Source organism: Pseudomonas sp. AC136 (genome assembly GCF_979258585.1).
The window spans coordinates 1,660,103-1,683,851 of the sequence record NZ_OZ409865.1; the positions used below are offsets into that span (position 1 = coordinate 1,660,103).

The following is a 23,749-nucleotide window of genomic DNA, read 5'->3' on the forward strand; positions in this document are numbered from 1 at the left end:
CTGGCTCCTAGAGGTGCAGTGCATTTCCTGTGGGAGAGGCTTTAGCCTCGAGTTTTTGATCGTGTACCGCCTTACAACGGCGGCAACTGCCAGTTGATCGGCGTAAGCCCTCGGTCTTTCAAGTACTGATTCGCCCGGCTGAAATGCCCGTTGCCGATAAAACCCCGGTGCGCCGACAACGGCGACGGGTGCACGGATTTCAGCACCAGATGCCGGGTGGTATCGATCAACGGTTGTTTGCTTTGCGCATGGGCGCCCCAGAGCAAGAACACCAGATGCCCCGGCCGCGCATTCACCACTTCGATGACTTTGTCGGTGAACGGCTGCCAGCCTTTCTTGGCGTGCGACCCGGCGTTGGCCTGCTCAACGGTCAGCGAGGTATTGAGCAGCAGCACGCCCTGCTCTGCCCAGCTTTGTAGATACCCGTGGGGGGCGATGTCGATGTTCAGGTCACGCTTGAGTTCTTTGTAGATGTTTTGCAACGACGGCGGCGTCGGTACGCCCGGCTGCACGGAGAAGCACAGGCCATGGGCCTGGCCCGGGCCGTGGTAAGGGTCCTGGCCGATGATCACCACTTTCACCTGATCCAGCGGTGTGGAGTTCAGTGCGTTGAAGATCATCGGGCCCGGCGGAAAAATCACTTTGCCGGCGGCTTTCTCGGTGCGCAGAAATTCGCTCAGGGTTTGCATGTAGGGCTTGTCGAACTCCTCGCGCAACGCCTCTTTCCAGCCTGCTTCGAGCTTGATTCGATCATCTGCGGTCATGCGCCTACCCCTTGAAAAAACTGCTGCGCACGCTAAGGAACGCAGCGTGCCAAGTCAACCCGAGGTGATGCGCGTGCATCACGGTGCTGGATGCACGTTGTCGGCAGGCGTTGGCGGGTCAAGACTCCAGCCGAACCCCACGGAGTCACCGCCATGAACGCAGCTGCCGGCATTACCCGCGAACGCCTGGAACAGGCCATCGCCCACTCGACGTTCGCCAATATGCTCGGTGCCGAGCTGGTGGATTTCGCCCCGGGCAAGGTCAGCCTGCAGGTGCATGCGCGGCCCGACCTGTGCCAACACCACGGTTACATTCACGGCGCAGTGGTCGGCTTTATGGTCGACAGCGGTTGCGCCTGGGCGGCGGCCTCGATGGTGGGCGATGTGGTCACCAGCGAATACAAACTCAACCTGCTGGCGCCGGCGCTCGGTGAAAAGCTCATCTGCCGCAGCGAAGTGCTCAAGGCCGGGCAACGCCAAGCCGTGTGCCGTGCCGATGTGTTCGCCGTGAAAGATGGCGTCGAGAAGCTGGTGGCGACTGGCTTGGCGACCATCGCCCGGGTGTAAAAACGACCGTGCACAGCATCAAGGCCGCCCAATGGTCCTTCGCCTGGCGAAATGCTTACTACGCTTGAAAGGGTAAGCAGACCAGGAGATTGCATTAATGGAGACCGGCCACGAAGGTCTGAAGTTTTCGCTGTACTCGAGCTTCCTCAAGGGCAACGCCAAGGTTCCGCAAATGCCGGAAACCTCGTTGCGCCTGCGCAAGTTATTGGATTCGCCCCACGCCTCGCTGGAGCAAGTTACCCGCCTGCTGCACAGCAATCCGCCGCTGGCCGCGTATTTATTGCAGTTCGCCTCGAGCCCCATGCTGCGCAATGTCCGCCAGGGCGTGAATCTGCAGGAAGTGGTGTCGCGCATCGGCATGCAGCGGGTCAACAACCTGGTGCTGACCTTTGCCGTGGAGCACCTGTTCACCAGCCAGGACCCGGTGTTGCAAAAAGTGTTTCGCGCGCGCTGGAACGCTTCGCTGATGTGCGGTGCGTATTGCGCCTGCCTCGCCCAACAACTCACTCGCCTGCCGATGGAAGACGCCATGCTCGGCGGCTTATTGCAAGACATCGGCAGCCTGCCGTTGCTCGACGAGCTGGAACGCTGGCCGGAAGTACCGCGCGAGCCGCAGGAGTTGCAAAGTTTGTGCGATCAGCTGTCAGCCGACGTCGGCGTGATTGTGCTGACCGCCTGGCGCTTGCCCTCGGTGCTGATCGACTGCGCCCGTTATCGCAGCGGCTGGCAGCGTCAGCATGAGGGCAACGCTGACCTGGTGGACGTGGTGCAAGTGGCGCGGCAGCTGAGCAGCGACTGCGACGACGAACAGCTGGTGCAACTGCCGGCCTGGCGCCGCTTACTCGCGGACCGTGCCGACGACCTGGCGCCGCAAATGCTGCGCGACGAGTTGGGCGGCGAGGTGGCGTTCTGGTTCAAGCTGCTCGGCGGCAAACCGAGTGTTTGAGCGGCACCCACGGCTGGCGAAATCTTCGGTTGGAAAAACACGTCGCTCAGGCAAAACGGCGGGGTGCGCAAGCCACTTACTTTTTGCATACTCAGCCGTGCCATTTGCTGAAGGCGCCGGCCATTACCCATGGGGCGCCGCCACCAACGACAGGGACACGAGTTAATGAGCACTGCCATCGAAACCTATCACCCAGGCCTGGCCGACCTCACCCACAAGCTGACGGTCGAAAAACATGGCCACACTGCCCTGCTGACTATCAACCATCCGCCCGCCAATACCTGGGACCGGGAATCGTTGATTGGTCTGAAACAACTGATCGAGCACCTCAACCACGACGACGACATTTACGCGTTGGTCATTACCGGCCAGGGCAGCAAATTCTTCAGCGCCGGCGCCGACCTCAACCTGTTTGCCGACGGCGACAAAAGCCGCGCACGGGAAATGGCTCGGCGCTTCGGCGAAGCATTCGAAGCGCTGCGCGATTTTCGCGGTGTGTCCATCGCTGCCATCAATGGCTATGCCATGGGTGGCGGGCTGGAATGCGCGCTGGCGTGTGACATCCGCATCGCCGAACGCCAGGCGCAAATGGCGCTGCCCGAAGCCACCGTCGGCTTGCTGCCTTGCGCAGGCGGCACTCAGGCCCTGGCCTGGCTGGTGGGCGAAGGCTGGGCCAAGCGCATGATTTTGTGCGGCGACCGGGTCGATGCCGACACGGCGCTGCGCATCGGCCTGGTCGAGCAAGTGGTCGACAGCGGCGAAGCCCGTGGCCATGCGCTGTTGCTGGCGGCCAAAGTGGCGCGGCAAAGTCCGGTGGCGGTGCGCACCATCAAACCGCTGATTCAAGGCGCCCGCGAACGCGGCCCCAACAGTTGGCTGTCTGAAGAGCGCGAGCGCTTCGTCGACCTCTTCGATGCCGACGACACCCGCGAGGGCGTCAACGCGTTCCTGGAAAAACGCGACCCGCAGTGGCGCAACAAATAAGCCTTTCGCCGGGGCGAGCGACGGCAAGCGCTCGCCCGCCCGCCATATGCCGAGCACGGCAGAGTTTAGGAACCGCTTTCTATGAATGTGATTTTTGAAGAACTGGCAGGCCAGCATGGCGCCCGTATTGGTGTCGCCACATTGGACGCCGCCAGCAGCCTGAACGCGTTGTCGTTGCCGATGATCGAGGCGCTGGACGCCAAGCTCGCGGCGTGGGCGCAAGACCCCAGCATCGCCTGCGTATTGCTGCGGGCCAACGGCGAAAAAGCCTTTTGCGCCGGCGGCGACGTGCGCAAGTTGGTAGAAGCGTGCCGCGAACATCCGGGCGAAATTCCGCCGCTGGCCGGGCGTTTCTTTAGCGACGAATACCGCCTCGACTACCGCATTCACACCTACCCGAAACCCTTTATCTGCTGGGGCCACGGCTATGTGCTGGGCGGCGGCATGGGCCTGCTGCAAGGCGCGAGCATCCGCATCGTCACGCCGAGCAGCCGCCTGGCCATGCCGGAAATTAATATCGGCCTTTACCCCGACGTGGGCGGCAGTTGGTTCCTCAGCCGCTTGCCGGGCAAGCTCGGGCTGTTCCTTGGCCTGAGCGCCACGCAGGTCAACGCCCACGACGCCCTGCTACTCGGCTGGGCCGACCGTTTCCTGGCCGACGACCAGCAAGACACGCTAATCGACGGCCTGCTGCAACTGAACTGGAGCGAACAACCGGCGCGCCAGCTCAACAGTTTGCTCAAAGCGCTGGAACACGAAGCCAACCAGCAATTGCCCGACGCTCAACTGATGCCCCGGCGCAACCACATCGACAACCTGCTCGACGTCGCCGACCTGCCCAGCGCCTGGAAAGTGCTGGTGGCCATGGAAGGCAGCAGCGACGGTTTGCTCGCCCGCGGCGCCAAGACACTGGCCGGCGGCTGTCCGCTGACCGCGCATTTGGTCTGGGAACAGATTGAGCGCAGCAAGCATCTGTCGTTGGCCGAGGTGTTCCGTATGGAATACGCCATGAGCTTGAACAGCTGCCGGCATCCTGAATTTGCCGAAGGGGTGCGCGCGCGCCTGATCGACAAAGACAACGCCCCGCACTGGCATTGGCCCGATGTGGCGACCATTCCCCGCTCGGTGATCGACGCGCACTTTGTGCCGACCTGGGAAGGCGAACACCCGCTGCACGACTTGTAGGCGCCAGCGCGCCGCTGCCCGGTGAAACAGTCACCGGCAGCGGGCGTGTTTCTCCAGGCCCATGGCTATCTCACCTACGCAACCGCCATCCTTAGCCGCCAGACCGCCGCACTCTCGGTTTTCTATAGTCGCCGCCGCTGTTGCAACAACCGCCAGACCCCGCGTCATGGCGGCTGTGCGCGGGACACTGCGAAGTGTACCGGTGTCTATGGGGCCGGTCGGTCAACCCGCGTACAGCTGCCTCCTTTACCAAATGCCCTGCAAAGCGCCACGTCAGATGCAAGCCACCCCGCTTTCATGCTCAGATGGTCGCCCACGCACCCTGAGCCTTTCCAATGCACGTCCCCGCTCAACGCCCGCTGTGGCAGGTCTACGCCCTCTTCCTGGTTCCTATGGTGCTGTCCAACTTCCTGCAAGGGCTGTCGGGCACGCTCAATAGCATTTACATCGGCCAAATGCTTGGCACCCAGGCGCTCGCGGCGGTGTCGGGCATGTTTCCCATCGTGTTTTTCTTTATCGCCCTGGTCATCGGCCTGGGCGCCGGCGCCTCGGTATTGATCGGTCAGGCGTGGGGCGCTAATGAACCGCAGCGGGTCAAAGCCATCGCCGGCACCACGCTGACACTCGGGGCGTTGATTGGCGTGCTGGCCGCCGTGCTCGGCACGGTGTTCGCCCGTCAGGCCATGGTGGCGCTGGGCACACCGGCCGACGTGCTGGACGACGCCACCGCCTACATGCAGGTGATGATGCTGATCATGCCGCTGCTGCTGGTGTTCGTGCTGTTCACCCAACTGTTGCGCGGCGTCAGCGATACCGTTTCGCCGCTGTTGGCGCTGCTTCTCTCGACCGTCGCCGGCTTGCTGTTAACGCCGGCGCTGATTAAAGGCTGGCTGGGCTTACCGCCATTGGGCATTCAGAGCGCGGCGTATGCCGGCCTGTTCAGTAACCTGCTGGCGATGGTGCTGCTCACCGTGCGCTTGCGACACAAACGCCACGTGCTCGCCCCCGACCGCGAGCTGTTTCGGGCGCTGCGGGTAAACCGCGAGATTATCGGTCTGGTGATGCGCATCGGCCTGCCGACGGGGTTGCAGATGGTGGTGATTTCTCTCTCGGAGCTGGTGATTCTGGCGTTGGTCAACGGCCACGGCTCGCAAGCCACTGCCGCCTATGGCGCGGTCACGCAGATCGTCAACTACGTGCAATTCCCCGCGCTGTCGATTGCCATCACCGCCTCCATACTCGGCGCCCAAGCCATCGGCGCCGGCCAGGCCAACCGCATCGGCGCCATCTTGCGCACCGGCCTGCTGATCAACACCTACCTGACCGGCGCGCTGGTGCTGTTGGGCTATGGCCTGTCGCACTGGTTGCTGGGCCTGTTTATCACCGACCCGGCCACCCGCGCCGAAGCCGAACACCTGCTGCATATCATGCTCTGGAGCATGCTGATTTTCGGTTACCAAGCCGTCGTGGGCGGCATCATGCGCGCCAGCGGCGTGGTGTTGGTGCCCGTGGCCATTTCGATCTTCTGCATCCTCGGCGTGCAAACGCCCGGTGCCTATTTGCTCGACGCCCACTTCGGCCTCGAAGGCGTGTGGATGGCCTTTCCCCTGGCCTACCTGACCATGCTGGCGTTGCAGGTTTTGTATTACCGGCTGGTGTGGCGGCATCGGCAGATCAGACGCTTGGTGTGATGCTGGCATTGAGCTAGCCAGGCGCTAATTTCCCCGGCATTATTCGCGCCATCACGCGCAGGTAAGCGCATCACTACAAGGTTCAGGGAATGGGCAGCCACTACAGAAACTCCTCGCACTACCGCAATCAGCACCGCGCCTCCGCCACCCTGCGCTGGGGCATGGCGATTGCCTTCTGCTCCACCTTCGCCTTGTTCGCGCTGTTCGTAACCAGCCAGCCGTCCAAGCATCGGAGCTATGACGCCCCACCGGCCGACGTCCCGTACCTTCGCTATCAGCCCGAAGACGCTGAAAAGCAAGCGCCTAAAGACGCGTACCAGCTGCCGGACCCTGTGGTCAGAACGCCCAATCAGACGAACTTCCACGCCTTTGGCGTGAAAGGCAAACCGGCTCCCGCTGCTGTCGAGCAGACATCCACCGACTCGTATCGCCGCGACGACGCGGAAGACAGCGTGGTAACCGGCGTGCCCGACAAAACCGACACCAACGACGCTTGCTCGGACTACCCACAAGGCAGCATCAGATACCGCGACTGCAAGCGAGAAATGCAGTTGAGCACTCGCAACCGATAGCCCTGCGCGTCGGCCACGTTATCGGGCGCGCTTAGCCCGTCATCCGCTATGCCAGGAGCGCAGCATGATCGACTTCAACAACAAAGGTTTCTTCAAGCTCAAGCAAAACGACGAGTACGCCGAGCGCGTGACCGCGCTGCTGGTCGACGGTGAACAGGTGATCGACGCCTACAAATCCATGCGCGACGGCGTGGTGTTTACCAATAAGCGCATCATCGCGGTGAACGTCCAAGGCCTCACCGGCAGCAAGAAAGACTTCACCTCTCTGCCTTACAAAAACATCGTGGCCTACTCGGTCGAAACCTCAGGCACGTTTGATCTGGACTCGGAGCTGGAGATCTATTTCTCCTCGGTTGGCCGGGTGAAGTTCGAGTTCACGGGGCGCACCTCGATGGTGGAAATCTCCAAGCTGATTTCCAAACACGTGCTGTAAGGGTTCGCCAACAGCCCGAGCGCTAATCTCCTGCCGCTAACGCGGCCACCCGCTGCACCAACATGCTTTTCATCTCCGCCAACCACGCCTGTTGCTGCGCCGTACTGAGCTGCGCAGTCAGGCAGTAACGACGCCCGCCCCACACCGCCGCCAGCCACGCATCCACGGTTTCGCCGCTTGGCTGGCGAGGCAGGTCGTGGCAGGCGGCAAACACCTCACGCCATTTACCGGCCAGCTCTTCATAGGCGCGCTGCTGGTGTTTGCGCTCGGCGATCTTGTATTCCAATGCGATCAGCTCATACCCGAACATCGAGCGCTCGGGTTCCGGTGGGTTGCAGCACACCTCCAGCAATTGCTCGATGCGCTGTTGCCAGCTGAGTGCGATGGGTTGCACCACTTCGGCGTCCACGCGTTGCAGCATGCATTCGATGCCATAGCGCACATAGCCCGACAGCAGCGCTTCCTTGCTGGGGAAATAGTCGTAGAGGGTGCCGATGGCGACGCCCGCTTCCAGTGCCACGGCGCGGGTGGTCAAGGCACTCCAGCCATCGCGCAACCAAATCCGAACAAAGGCCTCGAAGATGGCCTCGACGGTGAAGATCGCGCGGGCCTGGCTCGGCCGCTTAAGCGGCTTGCTGCGCGGCTTTACCGGGCTGGCTGGCGGTGTGCTGGCGTTTCCGAACCCGCGTTTCATGGTTAGCTCGTACTCTGTGGAGACACGCTTTGCCCCCACAAAAAACAGGAGCCGTCATGTCAGATCGCCGCAACGTAACACGCCTTCTTACCGAAAAAAACGCACTGGACCAGAGCCACATCCGCACCCACGAAGAAGACCTCAGCGCGGGGCCTGGCGAGGTGGTGGTCAAGCTCGATCGGCTGTCGCTGACCACCAACAACATCACCTACGCCGCGTTTGGCGACTCGATGAATTATTGGGACTTCTTCCCCACCGGTGACGCGGCGTTGGGTCATGTGCCGGTGTGGGGTTTTGCCGACGTGGTGTCGTCGACGGTTGAAGGCGTGGCGGTTGGCGAGCGTTTCTATGGCTACTTCCCCATTGCCAGTCATTTACGGATGAAGCCCGAACGCGTAACGGACCGTGGTTTCTACGACGGCGCCGACCATCGCCGCGTGCTGACCTCGGCGTACAACCAATACACCCGCTGCAGCTGGGACACGTTCTACAACCCACGCACCGAAAACTTGCAAATTCTGCTTAAGCCGCTGTTTCTGACGTCCTCCATGCTGGCCGACTTCCTCGAGGACAACGGCTTCTTCGGCGCCACCCGCCTGGTGTTCTCCAGCGCCTCCAGCAAGACCGCGTTCGCCACGGCCGTATGCCTGAACGACGCAGGCGTAAAGCGCGTGGCACTCACCTCCGGCAGCAACACCGAGTTCGTCGCCGGCCTGGGCTGCTACGAGCAGAGCGTTGCGTATGAGCAGTTGGAGCAGTTGGCCAACGATCAACCGACGCTGTACGTCGACTTCTCCAGCGACCTGGCCTTGCGCGACCGCGTCCACCAACACTTCGGCGAGCACCTGGTTTACAGCTGCTGCGCCGGCTCAGCGCAGAACACCGACCCGGCCCAACTCACCGCCATTACCGGGCCGCAGCCGCAACTGTTCTTCGCGCCGATTCAGCTGCGCAAACGCAATGCTGACTGGGGACCAGAAAAGGTGTCGGAGCATATCGGAGAGGGGCTGGTGCGTTTTTACGATCAGGTCACGCCGCTGCTGGACGTGGTCGTCAGCCAGGGCTTCCCGGCTGCGCAAGCGCTGATTGCCCAGCTGTACCACGGCAAGGTGTCGCCGAAGGAAGGGCATGTGGTTGAGCTGTAGCGGGAGCGCTGGGCGGCGTTTCGATTAGCCGCGATGGTGTGTTTAAGAGCATCGCGGCTGAAGCCGCTCCTACAAAATCTTCCGTGAACCCATGAGAAAGCCCGACTCAATGTCGGGCTTTAGCATTTAAAGTTGGCTTTCAACGCAGCATGGCCGACGGCCCGGAAGCCGAATGTCGATTAACAAAAAAGCCCCGCATCTGCGGGGCTTTTTATTAATCGACGAACCGTGTGGCTATCCAGAACAGGCTGGCTGCCAGCCCCATCGAAATGGGCAAGGTCAGCAACCACGCCAGCAAGATATTGCGCACCGTGCCGCCCTGCAGGCCGCTTTTGTTCGCGACCATTGTGCCGGCAACACCGGACGACAATACGTGAGTGGTCGACACCGGCAGGCTGAACACGTTGGCCAGGCCAATGGCGCACGCGGCGGTAATCTGTGCCGACATGCCTTGGGCGTAGGTCATGCCTTGTTTACCAATCTTCTCGCCAATGGTCAGCACTACGCGTTTCCAACCGACCATGGTGCCGATACCCAGCGCCAGCGCCACGGCCAGAATGACCCAAAACGGCGAGTATTCGGTGGTGGCGGTGAGGTCTTTACGCAGCTTGTCGAGGTCGGATTTTTCCCGCGAGTCCAGGGCGTCGAGCTTGCCGACTTTCTTCGCGGTGTCGTCCAGGCACAGCAGGTAGCGGCGCACTTGAATGCGGGTATCGGCTTCCAGGCTGTGGTAGTCGCTCACGCCTTTGAGGTCTTTCAACAGACCGGCGATGGTGGCTTCGGTTTGCTGCGGGTTGCAGCGGAACAGTTCCGGCATCTCGGCGGTGTCGCCTTTGCCCAGCGCCAGGAATTCACCGAGGCTTTCGCGATTGCGGTCGTAGAACTGGCTCAGGTGAATGGTGGCATCACGGGTGCGTTCAATCTGGTAGGTGGTGCTGTTGAGGTCCAGAACGAACTGCGCCGGCACAATACCGATAAGCACCAGCATGATCAGGCCGATGCCTTTCTGCCCATCGTTGGAGCCGTGTACAAAACTCACGCCCATGGCCGACAACACCAGCACCAGGCGATTCCAAAATGGCGGGTGTTTCTTGTCGTCGATCTTGCGGCGCTGTTCCGGGGTTTTGTGCATCTTCGACAGCGGGCGCCACCATTTCAGGCCCAGCAGTACCAGCGCCGCGACCGCAAAGCCGGCAATGGGCGAGGCGATCAGCGACATGCCGATATCAATCGCTTTCTGCCAGTTCACGCCGTCTGCCAGCGGGATATCGCTGATCAGCGCATTGGCCAGGCCGACACCAAGAATCGAGCCGATCAAGGTGTGCGAGCTGGACGCTGGAATACCGAAGTACCAGGTGCCGAGGTTCCAGGTGATGGCCGCTGCCAGCAACGAGAACACCATGGCCAGGCCGTGGCCGGTGTTTACGTTGATCAGCAGTTCGACCGGCAGCAAGTGAACAATGGCATACGCCACGCCAACGCCGCCGAGCAACACACCGAGGAAGTTGAAAACACCGGAGAGCATCACCGCCAGATGGGGCGGCATGGCTTTGGTGTAGATAACGGTTGCCACCGCGTTGGCGGTGTCATGGAAGCCGTTGATGAACTCGAAGAACAGGACGAATGCCAGGGCCAGGATCAGGCTGATGAGTACCCAGGGTTCCAGCCCGCTGAAAAGATCGAACATGTGGTTTTCTGTTCAGGTCGAAAGGGGGCGCGATTATGCCAGATAACCGCAGTGTGAAAATCCTCAAACTGCTGGCTGGTAACGCTAGCAGAGAAAAACCGTCACGACACGGTCATAAACCCCACAGCCCGCGCGGGATGCGGGCCGGTGCGGCAAATTGTTACTGGGCAGCGAGCGATGCGGCACGCGGACGAAGCAGCACAGCCAGAACGATCATGCTGGCGGCCAGCCCGGTGAGGACGATAAACGGCACCTGATAACTGCCGGTCAAATCGCGCACCAGGCCAGTCAGAATCGGCGTGAAACTGCTGATGCTGTAACCGGCGCACAGCATCATGGCAGTCCATCGGCTGACGGCCAGCGGCGTGTTCACTTCGTACATCGGCAGCACCAACGACAACGCAAACGAGCCGCTCAAGGCAAAGCCCAACAGCAGCGCAACAACCTGCGGCAGCAGCTGCGGCATAAAGGAAATCATGCCCAGGCACAGGCTTGAGGTGATGGCACAGACCAGCAGCAGCTGCGCGCGATTGTCGTAGCGCTGGGCCAGCCATGGCAGCACGAAGGCGCTGGGCAGGCCGATCATCATGAACGAGCTGAACAAGGTGTTGCTCTGCGAAGCGTCGAAGCCGACTTCGTGATAACGCGCCGTCAGCCAGGTGGTGAGCGTGTAAAACAGCCCGGCCTGAATGGCGAAGAAACCGGTAATCACCCAGGCGCGCGGTTCGCGCCACGGCAAGCCACCGCCGCCGCCAACCTCGGCCGGGTCTTCCTGTTTGTTTGGCACCCACAGCCAGAGCAGCACGGCAACCAGCGCCGGCACCGCCCAGATCGCCAGCCCCCAATGCCAGCGCTCGTCGAGCAGGCCGGTCATCGGCCCGGTCAATACCGCGCCGCCGGCACCGCCGATGGTCATGCTCAAGGAATACCAGGCCACCACGCGGCCGACCTTGCCGACAAAGTGGCGCTTGATAAAACCGGAAAGCAGCGGCCCCGCCACGGCAATGCCGGCGCCGACAAACACCGCACTGCCGATTAAAACCACGCTGTTATGGCTGGCCAGACGCAGCAGCAAGGCGCCGCCGATCAATGCCATGCAGCCGGTAATGGTGCGCTCCAGGCCGAAACGCACGGCGAGGCGCGGCGCAAAAGGCGCGAGCAAACCCATGCACAACACGGGCAAGGCGGTGGTCAAGGCGATAAGGCCGCGACTCAACGACAGTTCATTGGCGATCTGTTCGATGAGCGGAGCGAGGGAGGTGATGCCAGGGCGCAAATTGATTGCGGCCAGCACCAGGGCGACAAAGAGCAGGCCCCGAGAGATGGGTTTCACAGGAATAGTCAACGTGGCGACGACCAGGCAGGCCGGGCCAGCAACCCTACTATTCAAGGGCGGTGACGAACAAGCCTGGCCGGCAAAAAAATTGACCGGCCAGACAAGTTAACAGCACACGACTTACTTGCCTTTGGCGCGCATCTTCTCGGCCATCACGGCCATTTCGTTGTACAGCAGCTCCGGGTTCTTCTGCTTAACGGCCCAGGCCATGCGGCCTTGCTCGTGCGGCAGAATCATGAACTCGTTGTTGGCCACCGAGCTGAAGATGTAGTCGGCAATGTCGGCCGCGCTGATGGGGCTGCTTTCGAGCAGTTTGCCGACTTGGGCTTTCATGGTCGGGGTCGGGCCGCGGAACGAATCCATCAGGTTGGTCTGGAAGAACGATGGGCACACCACGTGCACACCGATTTCCTGCTGCTTGAGTTCGGCCAGCAAGCTTTCCGACAACGCCACCACGCCGGCCTTGGCCACGTTGTAGTTGCTCATCGCCGGGCCCTGCATCAACGCGGCCATAGAGGCGATGTTGATGATCCGACCTTTACTGCGTTCCAGCAGCGGCAGGAAGGCTTTGCAGCCTTTGACCACGCCCATCAGGTTGATGGAAATCTGCCAGTCCCAGTCTTCCAGCGACAGGTCGCTGAAGAAGCCGCCCGAGGCGACGCCAGCGTTGTTGACGATGATATCGACGCCACCAAACTTGGTTTCGCATGCCTGCGCCAGGGCGGTGAGCTGGCTGTAATCGCGCACGTCGCAACGCAGGGTAAAGCCATCGCCGCCGGCTTCGCGCACCAGCTTCAGGGTTTCTGCCAGGCCCGGCTCGCTGACATCGGACAGCGCCAATTGCCAGCCTTCGCGCGCCCAACGCAACGCGATTTCGCGGCCCAAGCCAGAACCCGCGCCGGTGATCATCATGCGATTTTGCATAGTAAGGCTGCCTTTTCTTATAGGTGTCATGGGTGAGGAGTGATGCCAGTGTAGCGAACGCAATCCCCCGGCCCACGCACCATTAGGCTGCTGAATGAGCGAAGCAAACCGTGCTCATGCCTGGGCCTTTTTTGCCTGCACGGCGCCGCGAATCACATAGGCGTACACGGCGATATTCAGCACCAGCACCACAGCGCCGAACCCCAGCTGCATCTCGGCAGTCAGGCCGCGCGGGTAAATCAGGGGAATGAGGTAATGCTCAATAAAACCGCCGTCGTAACCCTGCTGGCCGGCGGCCTGGCGCAGCTGGTTTTCCAGCGGCGTAAGTGGGCAATACAGGTGCAGAAATTCCACGGCGGCGCCCCACGCCACCGCAGGCAGGTGCAGCGCCATGACCCAGCGCCAGCGCAACACCAGCAGCCCGCCGAACAGTACAAACAGAATGAACAACAGGTGCACCAGCACCACGGCATCAGCGGCCAGGCGAAACGCCATCTTCCCTCCTCCTGCATTGCGCAGAAATAACCTGAATTATTAGAAAGCTCGCTTAGTCGTACTAAGTAGACGAGGCAAGCGCAACGGTTGCACGGCCTCCGAAGGAAGTTGCATTCAACGGTCTAGAACAAGGAATACACCCATGGGCCTCAGCACAATTTTGATCGTGGTACTTATTCTTCTCCTCGTCGGCGGCCTGCCGCTGTACCCGCACTCCAGAAGCTGGGGCTATGGCCCGTCGGGCATTCTGGGCACCATTTTGATCATCGTGATCATTTTGGCGCTGCTTGGCAGGATCTAGTTCCTCGCCGGCATAAAAAGCCCCGCCTAGTGCGGGGCTTTTTTATGCCTGGCGATCGGCTGCGCGTCGGCCGGGCGGCGTTAAAAACGGGCTTTCAATGCTCATTGGCTACAGCCAACTGCGCTTGAAAACCCGTTTTTGCCTTGCCCGTCTCTAGCTCGCTCGATCGCGATTTGCGTGTGAAAATTTAAAAGCATCGCGGCTAAAGCCGCTCCTACAAAGTGGGTAGGAGCAGCTATAACCGCCATGCGCTCATAAAAAAAGGCAGCCCGAAGGCTGCCCAAAATCACTCAGAAGCTATGTCGATCAATGCGCCGCTGCACCACTGGCACCCAGGCCGGTTTGCGAGCGAACGAATTGCGGCAGGAAGCGCGCACGCTCTTCGCTGGCCGAGGTGGATTTGTCGGTGATCGAGAAGAACCAGATGCCCACGAACGCGACGAACATCGAGAACAACGCCGGGTATTCGTAGGGGAAAATGGCCTTGGCGTTACCCAGCACCTGAACCCAGATGGTTGGGCCGAGAATCATCAGGCCCACGGCCGTCAGCAGCCCCAACCAACCACCCACCATCGCGCCGCGGGTAGTGAGGTTTTTCCAGTACATGGAAAGGAACAGCACGGGGAAGTTGCAGCTCGCAGCAATGGAGAACGCCAGGCCCACCATAAAGGCGATGTTCTGTTTCTCGAAGAGAATGCCCAGGCCGATAGCGAGAACGCCGAGGGCGATGGTGGTGATCTTCGATACGCGCAGTTCATCTTTTTCGTTGGCTTTGCCGCCTTTGATGACGCTGGCATAAATGTCATGCGACACCGCCGAGGCGCCGGCCAGGGTCAAGCCCGCAACCACAGCCAGAATGGTGGCGAACGCTACGGCCGAGATGAAGCCCAGGAACAGACTGCCGCCCACGGCGTTGGCCAAGTGCACCGCCGCCATGTTGTTACCGCCCAGCAACGCGCCGGCTGCATCTTTGAACGCCGGGTTGGTGCTCACCAGCAAGATCGCGCCGAAGCCGATGATGAAGGTCAGGATGTAGAAGTAGCCGATGAAGCCGGTGGCGTAGAACACGCTTTTGCGGGCTTCCTTGGCATCGCTCACGGTGAAGAAGCGCATGAGGATGTGCGGCAAACCGGCGGTACCGAACATCAGCGCCAAGCCGAGGGAGATCGCCGAAATCGGGTCACTCACCAGCGCACCGGGGCTCATGATTGCCTGGCCTTTGGCGTGCACTTTCACGGCTTCGGAGAACAGCGTACCGAAGTCGAAGTTGACGGTTTTCATCACCATCAGCGCCATGAACGAAGCGCCCGAGAGCAGCAGCACGGCTTTGATGATTTGTACCCAGGTGGTGGCCAACATGCCGCCGAACAGCACGTACAGCACCATCAGAATGCCGACCAGAATCACCGCCACGTGGTAATCCAACCCGAACAGCAGCTGAATCAGCTTGCCGGCGCCAACCATCTGCGCGATCAGGTAGAACGCCACCACCACCAGCGAACCACTTGCCGACAGGGTGCGGATTTCTTTCTGCTTGAGGCGGTATGACGCCACGTCGGCAAAGGTGTATTTGCCCAGGTTGCGCAGACGCTCAGCGATCAGGAACAGAATGATCGGCCAGCCCACCAAGAAGCCGATGGAGTAGATCAAACCGTCGTAGCCGGAGGTGTACACCAGCGCGGAAATACCCAGGAAGGAGGCCGCCGACATGTAGTCGCCGGCAATCGCCAAACCGTTCTGGAAGCCGGTGATTTTGCCGCCCGCCGCGTAATGGTCAGCGGTGGAGTTATTGCGCTTGGACGCCCAGTAGGTGATGAACAAGGTGGCACCGACAAACGCCACGAACATGACGATGGCCGCCACGTTGATCGGTTGCCGCTGCACCGCGCCGCTAATGGCATCGGCAGCCCAGAGGGCGGGAGCGAAGGCGAGCAAGGCGCACGCCGCAAGGTTACGCGCGATCATTTTTCACCTCGTCCAGAATCGCCTGGTTCATGTCATCGAACTCGCCGTTGGCGCGGTACACATAGATACCGGTCAGCACGAAGGCAGAGAGAATCAAACCGATACCGGCTGGAATACCCCAGGTGGTGGGCGACCCTTCGCTGATCGGCGTACCGAACAGGCTGGGGTCGAAGGCAATGATCAGAATGAAGGCCACGTAGAGGCCAAGCATGATGGCGGAAAGTATCCAGGCGAAGCGCTCGCGCTTGGCTACCAACTCTTTGAAACGCGGACTTTGCTCAATCCGCTCGTAGATGCTGTCGTTCATTTTATTTTTATCCTCCGCAGCACGGGTTGCTGGTGAGCTAACAATAGTTCGCTCAGGGCCGGAAGACAGACGACCTTAGTCTTATTCGAAACATTTAAAAGCATCGCGGCTAAAGCCGCTCCCACAGATTCCACGTTCCTGTAGTAGCGGCTGGCATGCCCCAAAACAACAAAGCCGCTCAAGTGAGCGGCTTCGTGCCAAGCGCAATTACCCTTATTTCAACCAGCCATCCACGCGATCCGGGTGCTCTGCCACCCATTTTTTCGCGGCTTCGGCTGGCTTGGCGCCCTCTTCCACGGCCAGCATCACGCTGCCGATTTCGTCGGGGGTCCAGTTGAATTTCTTCAAGAAGGCCACCACGGTCGGTGCTTTGGCTTCCAGGCCAGGGTTGGCCACGCTGTCGACGTGTTCGGCTGCGCCATAAACGTTTTTCGGGTCTTCGAGGAAACGCAGTTTCCACTTGGCGAACATCCAGTGCGGAATCCAGCCGGTGACCGCGATCGGTTTTTCCGAGCGGATGGCGCGGGCCAGTTCGGCGGTCATGGCGCTGCCGGAGCTGGCGAGCAGTTTGTACTCCAGGCCGTAGTCTTTGATGGCCTGGTCGGTTTTCAGCATCACCCCTGAGCCAGCGTCGATGCCGACGATGCGGCCGCCGAAGGCGTCTTTTTGCGCTTGCAGATCGCCTACGGTTTTCGCGGTGACGTACTCAGGCACGATCAAACCGATTTTGGCGTCGTTGAAGTTCGGGCCGAGGTCGACCACTTGGTCTTTGAGTTTTTCGTAGTAAGCGCCGTGGGTGACGGGCAGCCACGCCGAGAGCATGGCGTCGAGCTGACCTTTGGCCACGCCCTGCCACATGATGCCGGTAGCGACAGGCATCAGCTGCACGTCGTAGCCGAGTTTCTGTTTGATGATTTCCGCCGCCACGTGGGTGGTGGCGACGCTGTCGGACCAGCCATCGACGTAGCCGATTTTCAATGTGGGTTTATCGGCGGCACCTGCCAAACCGGTGCTCAGTGCCAGTGCCAAACCGGCACCCAAACCCAATAACCGACGCATTTTGCTCATAAGTCTGTTCCCCGAAAAGTGTGGCTCGGCGGCTGCCGAGTGGCAGGTAGTTGTGTCTGTGTGGTTGTTCTTGTGGACGGGCCTCTCGCAAAATTCTGCTGGCCCACGCCCTGAGTCAGTCGTGTGCCGACGCCCTGATAATCGACCCAACCGCAGCGCTCACCTGCTCCAAGAACGACATCAACACCGCGAAGAAACGACATCGTTGACTCAGGAACGACAAGGTCGATATCCAGCACCGTCAACGCCTGCTCCAAGCCCTTGAAATTTATGATTGAACGCGCATTCAAGTACCGCTGCGCCGGGCCCATTAATATGCACTCACACACGGCATTGGCGGCTCTACGCTAAACAGAACGAATGCAGGTAAACTGCGCGGCTTTGCCCCCAGACGCGCCTAACTATGCCCGCATCCTCTCGCTTCCCCGCCCTGCCCTATGTGTTCGCCTGCCTGCTTGCCCTGTTCGCCATTGGCGGCCTGTGGTTTGGCCTGGGTCAACCGTTGGTACTGCCCGACGCAGCGACGCCGACGCACAAATTGCAGTGCGCCTCGTACACGCCGTTCGACAAGGATCAGTCGCCCTTCGACCAGCCTTTCGCCCTGCGTCCCGAGCGCATGGATGCCGACCTGGCATTGCTGGCCACGCGCTTTCACTGCATTCGCACCTACTCCATGACTGGCCTTGAAGCCATTCCCGACCTCGCTCGCAAGCACGGCCTGAAGCTGATGCTGGGCGCCTGGGTGAACGGCAATCCGGTGGACACCAAGAAGGAAGTCGATGCGCTGATCAAGTCGGCCAACGAGAACCCGGATGTGGTGGAGTCGGTGATCGTCGGCAACGAAACCTTGCTGCGCAAGGAAGTCACCGGCGCGCAACTGGCCAAGCTGATCGGCGACGTAAAGGCGCAAATCAAGCAGCCGGTCACCTACGCGGACGTGTGGGAATTCTGGCTCAAGCACCCGGAAGTGGCGCCAGCGGTAGACTTCCTGACCATTCACTTGCTGCCGTACTGGGAAGATGACCCCACCGGCATCGACGAAGCCCTGGCTCACGTAGCTGAAATTCGTCAGGTGTTCGGCAGCAAGTTCGCGCCCAAAGACATTTTCATCGGCGAAACCGGCTGGCCAAGCGAAGGCCGTCAGCGCGAAACCGCTGTGCCGAGCCGCGTCAACGAAGCCAAGTTCATCCGTGGCTTCGTGGCCATGGCCGAAAAGAACGGCTGGAATTACAACCTGATCGAAGCATTCGACCAACCGTGGAAGCGCGTCAGCGAAGGCGCCATGGGCGGCTACTGGGGCCTGTACGACGCCGACCGCCAAGACAAAAACGTGCTGGCCGGTCCGGTCTCGAACTTCGCCAACTGGACGTTGTGGCTGAGCGTCAGCGGTGTGATTTTCTTCGCCACCCTGCTGCTGGCCGGGCGCCCCAACTCCACCCGTTCGGCCTTGCTGCTGCCGCTGCTCGCCGCTGTAGGCGCTTGCAGCATTGCGCTGTGGGGCGAGATGGCGCGGGTTAATAGCCGCTACATCGGCGAATGGGCGTGGGCGGCATTTCTGGTGGGGCTGAACCTGATCGTGCTGGCCCATGGCGCGTTGGCGTTGTCGAGCAAGGGCGGCTGGCGTGCCGGCGCCTATCAATGGCTGCAAGCGCGCGGTGGCTGGTGGTTGGCGGCCAGTGGGTTCGCGGCGGCGGTACTGATGCTCGGTTTGGTATTCGACCCGCGCTACCGCTGCTTCCCAAGCATGGTGTTGCTGCTGCCGACGCTGGTGTACGTATGCCGCCCCGTGGCCGGGCCACGCCGTGAAATTGCCCTTCTGACGCTGATCGTCGGCGCCGGCATCCTGCCGCAGCTGTACCAGGAAACCCTGGGCAACTGGCAGGCGCTGGGTTGGGCAGCGGTGAGTGTGCTGATGGTCGCCGCGCTGTGGCGCAGCTTGCGGGTTCGGGCCAGCTAGGCCAAAGGCAGGCAATAAAAAACGGGGCTCACGATGAGCCCCGTTTTTTTTGGTCAACAGCATCGCGGCTAAAGCCGCTCCTACAGAATCACACTCATCCTGTAGGAGCGGCTTTAGCCGCGATGCTTTTCTGGCGTCATGCGGGGGTTCGGCCAGCTAGGCCAAACGCAGGCAATAAAAAAACGGGGCTCACGATGAGCCCCGTTTTTTTTTGGTTAACAGCAATCGCGGCTAAAGCCGCTCCTACAGGATCACGCCCACCTGTAGGAGCGGCTTTAGCCGCGATATTTTCAAGCCAGACGCGGCGCCCGAACCAAGCGCAATGCCGCTATCACCACGGCAAACACCGCCAGGCTGGCGCTATACAGCACCAGCGCCGGCAGGGCGAACACCAGCGCAGCAACCGCCAGCCACCAGCCAGCGCGGCCCGGCACCACGAATGCCAGCAAGGCGCCGCCCAGACCGGCCCAGGCGATAACACGGAAATGAATCAACAGCCCCAGGCCGTCACGCACCTGGCATTCCCAGCGCTGCGCCTGGTCAACGCAAATGCCGACCCACTGGCTGTCTTCCATCAGGGCGAAACGCAGTCCGTAGGCGGCGGCCAGCCACAGGGCCAGAACGATCAGCAAGGCGATCAGGGGCAAACGACGGGACATGGGTTTCTCCGGTAAATAAATCGGCGCTCAGGATAAACGCCCGAACGCCGTATGCAAGCGCCGGAGCACCAAAGATCAAGCCTTGGCCACGGTTTTCATATCATCCTGTTGCCGCACGCGCAGGGAGCCGGCAAGCTCCGCTCAGTTCGCCATTCCAGGAGCCTGTATGTCCCGTATTCAATTGCGCACCGCCACGCCCGATGACGTCGGCCTGATCCTCAGCCTGATTCACGAGTTGGCGGTGTATGAAAAACTCGGCGACCAAGCCGTCGCCACTCCCGAAGACCTCACGGCTAACCTGTTTGGCCCACGCCCGTTCGCCGAAGTGCTGATCGGCGAGCTGGATGGCGAGCCCCAGGGGTTTGCCCTGTTCTTCTCCAGCTTCTCGACCTTCCTGGGCAAGCCCGGTATTTATCTGGAAGACCTGTACGTTCGCGAAGCGGCGCGCAGTTCCGGGCTGGGCAAGGCCTTGTTGGCACGTTTGGCGCAGCTGGCCGTAGAGCGCGGTTGTGGTCGCTTGGAGTGGGCGGTGCTGGACTGGAACGAGCCGGCGCTGGGCTTTTATCGCCGCCTTGGCGCGCGCCCGCAGGACGACTGGACCACCTACCGACTCAGCGGCGCAGCACTGGCTGAGCTGGCAAAACAAGCCGAGTAAATATGTCTGTGCTATACCAGCGTGTCTGCTGTCATATCGCCAGATTCACTCCGCACTTTATCTTCTAAAGGGATTTGCGATGCCGCGCCTCTCACGTTTTGCTGCGCTTATGGCAGGTTTATGCCTCAGTCCGTTGTTGTCGGCTGCCGACATCGATGAGGCCAGCTATGGGTTTCCACTGACCAACCCGTTCGAGGCGACCATCGCCACGACGCCTCCGGAATTGCGCGCGCAAGTGCCGGATGACCTGGACATCGACCAGGCCGATTACAACCTCAAACTGCGCCCCGAGCGTGAACTGGAAGTGCCAGATAACTTCTGGCCGGTGAAAACCCTGCGCTACCGCATGGCCAAACAAAAAGGCCCGGCGCCGCTGATTTTCATCATTGCCGGCACCGGCGGGCATTATTCCAGCTCGCTGGCCGAAGGCCTGAAGAAGGTGTTCTACGGCGCGGGCTACCACGTCGTGCAGCTCTCCTCGCCCACCAGCTACGACTTCATGACCGCCGCTTCGCGCCACGCCACGCCAGGTGTCAGCACCGAAGACGCTGAAGACTTGTACAACGTGATGCAAGCGGTGCGTGCCCAGCACCCGGAAGTGGAAGTGACCGACTTCTACCTCACCGGCTACAGCCTGGGCGCGTTGAACGCGGCGTTTGTCAGCAAGCTGGATGAAACCCGGCGCAGCTTCAACTTCAAGAAAGTGTTGATGCTCAACCCGCCGGTGAACCTCTACACCTCGATTACCAACCTCGATCGCCTGGTGCAAACCGAGGTAAAGGGCGTGTCCAACAGCAGCACCTTTTATGACACGGTGCTGAGCAAGCTGACCCGCTACTTCCAGCAGAAGGGTTACATTGACATCAACGATGCGATGCTCTACGACCTGCAACAGTCCAAAGAGCACCTGTCTGACGAGCAGTTGGCGATGCTGATCGGCACTTCGTTCCGCTTCTCCTCGGCCGACATCGCCTTTACGTCTGACCTGATCAACCGCCGCGGCCTCATCACCCCGCCGGAAACCCCGATCAGCGAAGGCACCAGCCTGACCCCGTATTTCCGCAAAGCCCTGCAGTGCGACTTCGACTGCTACATTCGCGAGCAACTGATTCCCATGTGGCGCGCGCGCACCGACGGCGGCAGCTTGCTGCAACTGATCGATCAGGTGAGCTTGTACGCGCTGGAGGATTACCTGAAAACCAGCGACAAGGTGCTGGTGATGCACAACAAGGATGACGTGATTCTCGGCCCCGGCGACCTGGGCTTTTTACGCAGAACGATGGGCGACCGTTTGACCGTTTACCCGCACGGCGGGCACTGCGGCAACCTCAACTACCGCGTAAATACCGCCGCCATGCTGGAGCTGCTGAAATGACCAAGACTTCCTTGCTGCTGGCTCTGTTGCTGGCCACTGGCGCGGCGCAGGCTGCCGACCCACAAACACCGACGACCGCGCCGGCTGCCGACGCGGATGGCTTCACCGAGCCGCTCAAAGCGCTGAAATTCAACGCCGGCCTGGACCAGCACGAATTCGAACGCTCGACCCTCGACGCCTTGAACGTGTACGACCCGCTGGAATCGGTGAACCGGCGCATTTACCACTTCAACTACCGCTTCGATGAGTGGGTGTTCCTGCCGGTTGTGGAAGGCTATCGCTACGTTACCCCGCAGTTCGTGCGCAGTGGCGTGAGCAACTTCTTCAGCAACATTGGCGACATCCCCAACCTGGTCAACAGCCTGCTGCAGTTCAAAGGTCAGCGCTCACTGGAAACCACCGGCCGCCTGCTGCTGAACACCACCATTGGCGTGGTGGGCCTGTGGGACCCCGCGACCATGATGGGTTTGCCTAAACAGTCGGAAGACTTCGGCCAGACGCTGGGCTTCTATGGCGTGCCTGCGGGTCCGTACGTGATGTTGCCGATTCTCGGCCCTTCGAACCTGCGTGATACCGGTGGGTTGCTGGCAGACTTCACGCTGGAAAACCAGATCAACTTCCTCAACGTGGCCGAAATCAGCCAGGACCACCCGGAATTGTTCCTGCTGCGCTCCATCGACCGCCGCTACGTGACCACCTTCCGCTACGGCCAGACCAACTCGCCGTTCGAGTACGAGAAAGTGCGTTACGTGTACACCGAAGCGCGCAAGTTGCAGGTGGCTGAGTAAAGATTGTGTTGGGCTTCGCTTCGGCGAAGCCCAAAGGGCCGCTCGCTAACGGCTCAGCTCCGGCGCCAACGACTGCGCCACCTGCGGTTCCAACCCCAGAAAACGCACCAACTCGGCCTTCTTGGCCATGGCGTCCTGATACCCCAGTTCGATCAGCTCATTGCAATAACCCGACTCGAACAGCAAGTAACTCAGCACCCCCGCCCCACCGGCTTTCTTCGCTCCCGGCCCGCGCAAAAACATGCGCAGGGTGCGCGGCAGCTCGTGCCAATGGCGGGCGGCGATGTGGTCCAGCGGCTGGCTGGGGGAAATCACCAATACGTCTACCGGCTTGATTGCCGAACTTTTCGCCGGCAAGTCAGCGGGCAGCAAGCGGCACATCTGGTTCATGCGTTCGAGCAGCTCGATGTCGCTTTCCAGGCTGTCGATAAAGGTGCTGTTGAGCAAATGGCCGCTGACCTGCGCCAGACTCGGCGGCCCCGCCACTTTCGTGCGGGTTGGCACGTTATGCGGATTGGCGTTGCCACTCACACCGACCACCAGCACGCGGTTGGCGCCCAAGTGCAGCGCCGGGCTGATGGGGGCGGATGAGCGCATGGCACCGTCGCCAAAATATTCCCGATTGATTTTCACCGGCGGGAATATCAGCGGAATCGCCGCGCTGGCCAACAGATGTTCGAGCTGCAAACGCGTCGGCACTCCCACGCGGCGATGACGAAACCAAGGGTCGATGGCGGCGCGCCCCTGGTAGAACGTCACCGCCTGGCCAGAGTCGTAGCCAAAGGCAGTCACTGCCACGGCACGCAGCTTTCGCATACGCACGGCGGCGGCGATTCCGGTGAAGTCGAGGTTTTCAGCCAGCAGCCCGCCCAATGGAGAGCTGTCGAGCAGCGCTACCGGCGCCCGTTTCCCCAGGCCCAGCAGGCTATGGCCAAAGAAGCGACTGGCTTGACGCACGACGCCGGAAAAATCACTGCGGTACACCTGATGCGTGTGGAAGTTTTGCCACACATGGGTCAGGCGTTTAATCGCTTCATTGAACTGCAACGCACCGCACGCCAGGCCCACGGCGTTGATGGCGCCGGCCGACGTGCCGACGATAACGGGAAAGGGATTTTGCGTGGTGTCGGGCAGCAAGTCGGCAATCGCCGCCAGCACGCCCACCTGATAAGCCGCTCGCGCTCCACCGCCAGAGAGAATCAGGCCAGTCACCGGTTTGCTTGGATCGTGCGCCAGATTCATCGAAGCCTC

General features: G+C 60.9%; 24 protein-coding genes. 13 read left to right on the forward strand and 11 right to left on the reverse strand.

The genetic code is table 11. From position 1 onward, the window contains the following. Window positions 1–71 precede the first annotated feature (71 nt). Window positions 72–764 carry a uracil-DNA glycosylase gene (ung, locus tag ACZZZU_RS07430; protein ID WP_463550243.1) on the reverse strand — a complete coding sequence of 231 codons (693 nt, stop codon included), beginning with the start codon at window positions 762–764 and terminating at the stop codon, window positions 72–74. 153 nt (window positions 765–917) lie between these two features. Between ung and ACZZZU_RS07435 the strand changes: the two genes are divergently transcribed. The 7 genes from ACZZZU_RS07435 to ACZZZU_RS07465 all read left to right on the forward strand — a co-directional run bounded on the left by ACZZZU_RS07435 (window position 918) and on the right by ACZZZU_RS07465 (window position 7,142). Beyond that, window positions 918–1,331, forward strand: a complete 414-nt coding sequence (locus ACZZZU_RS07435; RefSeq protein ID WP_463539677.1) for a PaaI family thioesterase — start codon at window positions 918–920, stop codon at window positions 1,329–1,331. A gap of 97 nt (window positions 1,332–1,428) precedes the next feature. Continuing rightward, window positions 1,429–2,277, forward strand: a complete 849-nt coding sequence (locus ACZZZU_RS07440; RefSeq protein ID WP_463550244.1) for an HDOD domain-containing protein — start codon at window positions 1,429–1,431, stop codon at window positions 2,275–2,277. Between the two features lie 165 nt (window positions 2,278–2,442). After that, window positions 2,443–3,261 carry an enoyl-CoA hydratase gene (locus ACZZZU_RS07445; protein ID WP_463539679.1) on the forward strand — a complete coding sequence of 273 codons (819 nt, stop codon included), beginning with the start codon at window positions 2,443–2,445 and terminating at the stop codon, window positions 3,259–3,261. A gap of 81 nt (window positions 3,262–3,342) precedes the next feature. Beyond that, window positions 3,343–4,446: an enoyl-CoA hydratase/isomerase family protein gene (locus ACZZZU_RS07450; RefSeq protein WP_463550245.1), complete on the forward strand. Its 1,104-nt coding sequence runs from the start codon at window positions 3,343–3,345 to the stop codon at window positions 4,444–4,446. A 335-nt stretch (window positions 4,447–4,781) separates the two neighbouring features. Continuing rightward, a complete protein-coding gene (locus ACZZZU_RS07455; protein ID WP_122493844.1) occupies window positions 4,782–6,137 on the forward strand; it encodes an MATE family efflux transporter in 1,356 nt (451 codons plus the stop codon). Window positions 6,138–6,226: 89 nt separating this feature from the next. Then, on the forward strand, window positions 6,227–6,709 hold the full coding sequence (locus ACZZZU_RS07460) for a hypothetical protein (RefSeq protein WP_122493845.1): 483 nt from the start codon (window positions 6,227–6,229) through the stop codon (window positions 6,707–6,709). 64 nt (window positions 6,710–6,773) lie between these two features. After that, entirely contained in the window at window positions 6,774–7,142 is a 369-nt protein-coding gene (locus ACZZZU_RS07465) for a PH domain-containing protein (protein WP_463383460.1), read from the forward strand. Window positions 7,143–7,164: 22 nt separating this feature from the next. Here the strand turns inward: ACZZZU_RS07465 and ACZZZU_RS07470 are convergent, their stop codons facing one another. Then, a complete protein-coding gene (locus ACZZZU_RS07470; protein ID WP_463550246.1) occupies window positions 7,165–7,836 on the reverse strand; it encodes a TetR/AcrR family transcriptional regulator in 672 nt (223 codons plus the stop codon). 56 nt (window positions 7,837–7,892) lie between these two features. Here ACZZZU_RS07470 and ACZZZU_RS07475 point away from each other — a divergent pair, with 56 nt between their 5' ends. Beyond that, window positions 7,893–8,981 (forward strand): DUF2855 family protein, encoded by a 1,089-nt coding sequence (locus ACZZZU_RS07475; protein WP_463550247.1) that lies wholly within the window; start codon window positions 7,893–7,895, stop codon window positions 8,979–8,981. 214 nt (window positions 8,982–9,195) lie between these two features. On the opposite strand, the gene ACZZZU_RS07480 is transcribed toward ACZZZU_RS07475, so the two are convergent. The 4 genes from ACZZZU_RS07480 to ACZZZU_RS07495 all read right to left on the reverse strand — a co-directional run bounded on the left by ACZZZU_RS07480 (window position 9,196) and on the right by ACZZZU_RS07495 (window position 13,423). Further along, a complete protein-coding gene (locus ACZZZU_RS07480) occupies window positions 9,196–10,668 on the reverse strand; it encodes an inorganic phosphate transporter (RefSeq protein ID WP_463550248.1) in 1,473 nt (490 codons plus the stop codon). 160 nt (window positions 10,669–10,828) lie between these two features. Then, entirely contained in the window at window positions 10,829–12,001 is a 1,173-nt protein-coding gene (locus ACZZZU_RS07485; RefSeq protein ID WP_463550249.1) for an MFS transporter, read from the reverse strand. 123 nt (window positions 12,002–12,124) lie between these two features. Continuing rightward, entirely contained in the window at window positions 12,125–12,928 is an 804-nt protein-coding gene (locus ACZZZU_RS07490) for an SDR family oxidoreductase (protein ID WP_463550250.1), read from the reverse strand. A gap of 114 nt (window positions 12,929–13,042) precedes the next feature. Beyond that, window positions 13,043–13,423 carry a DUF2784 domain-containing protein gene (locus ACZZZU_RS07495; protein WP_463550251.1) on the reverse strand — a complete coding sequence of 127 codons (381 nt, stop codon included), beginning with the start codon at window positions 13,421–13,423 and terminating at the stop codon, window positions 13,043–13,045. 142 nt (window positions 13,424–13,565) lie between these two features. Here ACZZZU_RS07495 and ACZZZU_RS07500 point away from each other — a divergent pair, with 142 nt between their 5' ends. Next, window positions 13,566–13,724 carry a DUF3309 family protein gene (locus ACZZZU_RS07500; protein ID WP_108095509.1) on the forward strand — a complete coding sequence of 53 codons (159 nt, stop codon included), beginning with the start codon at window positions 13,566–13,568 and terminating at the stop codon, window positions 13,722–13,724. Between the two features lie 306 nt (window positions 13,725–14,030). Here ACZZZU_RS07500 and ACZZZU_RS07505 read toward each other — a convergent pair whose 3' ends face one another. The 3 genes from ACZZZU_RS07505 to ACZZZU_RS07515 all read right to left on the reverse strand — a co-directional run bounded on the left by ACZZZU_RS07505 (window position 14,031) and on the right by ACZZZU_RS07515 (window position 17,064). Next, the gene (locus tag ACZZZU_RS07505; RefSeq protein ID WP_122493853.1) at window positions 14,031–15,689 is read right to left on the reverse strand and encodes a cation acetate symporter; all 1,659 of its coding nucleotides are present in this window, start codon (window positions 15,687–15,689) and stop codon (window positions 14,031–14,033) included. Continuing rightward, window positions 15,676–15,996 (reverse strand): DUF485 domain-containing protein, encoded by a 321-nt coding sequence (locus tag ACZZZU_RS07510; RefSeq protein WP_463550252.1) that lies wholly within the window; start codon window positions 15,994–15,996, stop codon window positions 15,676–15,678. The genes ACZZZU_RS07505 and ACZZZU_RS07510 overlap by 14 nt, the downstream gene beginning before the upstream one ends. 213 nt (window positions 15,997–16,209) lie before the next feature. Next, entirely contained in the window at window positions 16,210–17,064 is an 855-nt protein-coding gene (locus ACZZZU_RS07515) for a glycine betaine ABC transporter substrate-binding protein (RefSeq protein WP_463383464.1), read from the reverse strand. A gap of 403 nt (window positions 17,065–17,467) precedes the next feature. On the opposite strand from ACZZZU_RS07515, the gene ACZZZU_RS07520 reads away from it, so the two are divergent. Then, a complete protein-coding gene (locus tag ACZZZU_RS07520) occupies window positions 17,468–19,021 on the forward strand; it encodes a glycoside hydrolase family 17 protein (protein ID WP_463550253.1) in 1,554 nt (517 codons plus the stop codon). Window positions 19,022–19,311: 290 nt separating this feature from the next. On the opposite strand, the gene ACZZZU_RS07525 is transcribed toward ACZZZU_RS07520, so the two are convergent. Then, complete coding sequence (locus ACZZZU_RS07525; protein WP_122452841.1) at window positions 19,312–19,680, reverse strand: hypothetical protein; 369 nt, start codon at window positions 19,678–19,680, stop codon at window positions 19,312–19,314. Window positions 19,681–19,846: 166 nt separating this feature from the next. Between ACZZZU_RS07525 and ACZZZU_RS07530 the strand changes: the two genes are divergently transcribed. The 3 genes from ACZZZU_RS07530 to ACZZZU_RS07540 all read left to right on the forward strand — a co-directional run bounded on the left by ACZZZU_RS07530 (window position 19,847) and on the right by ACZZZU_RS07540 (window position 22,498). Beyond that, on the forward strand, window positions 19,847–20,335 hold the full coding sequence (locus tag ACZZZU_RS07530; RefSeq protein ID WP_122493857.1) for a GNAT family N-acetyltransferase: 489 nt from the start codon (window positions 19,847–19,849) through the stop codon (window positions 20,333–20,335). 79 nt (window positions 20,336–20,414) lie between these two features. Then, the gene (locus ACZZZU_RS07535) at window positions 20,415–21,710 is read left to right on the forward strand and encodes an alpha/beta fold hydrolase family protein (RefSeq protein ID WP_463383467.1); all 1,296 of its coding nucleotides are present in this window, start codon (window positions 20,415–20,417) and stop codon (window positions 21,708–21,710) included. Next, window positions 21,707–22,498 (forward strand): MlaA family lipoprotein, encoded by a 792-nt coding sequence (locus ACZZZU_RS07540; protein ID WP_463383468.1) that lies wholly within the window; start codon window positions 21,707–21,709, stop codon window positions 22,496–22,498. Before ACZZZU_RS07535 ends, ACZZZU_RS07540 begins: the two co-directional genes overlap by 4 nt. A 45-nt stretch (window positions 22,499–22,543) precedes the next feature. On the opposite strand, the gene ACZZZU_RS07545 is transcribed toward ACZZZU_RS07540, so the two are convergent. Further along, window positions 22,544–23,740, reverse strand: a complete 1,197-nt coding sequence (locus ACZZZU_RS07545) for a patatin-like phospholipase family protein (RefSeq protein ID WP_463550254.1) — start codon at window positions 23,738–23,740, stop codon at window positions 22,544–22,546. Window positions 23,741–23,749 lie beyond the last annotated feature (9 nt).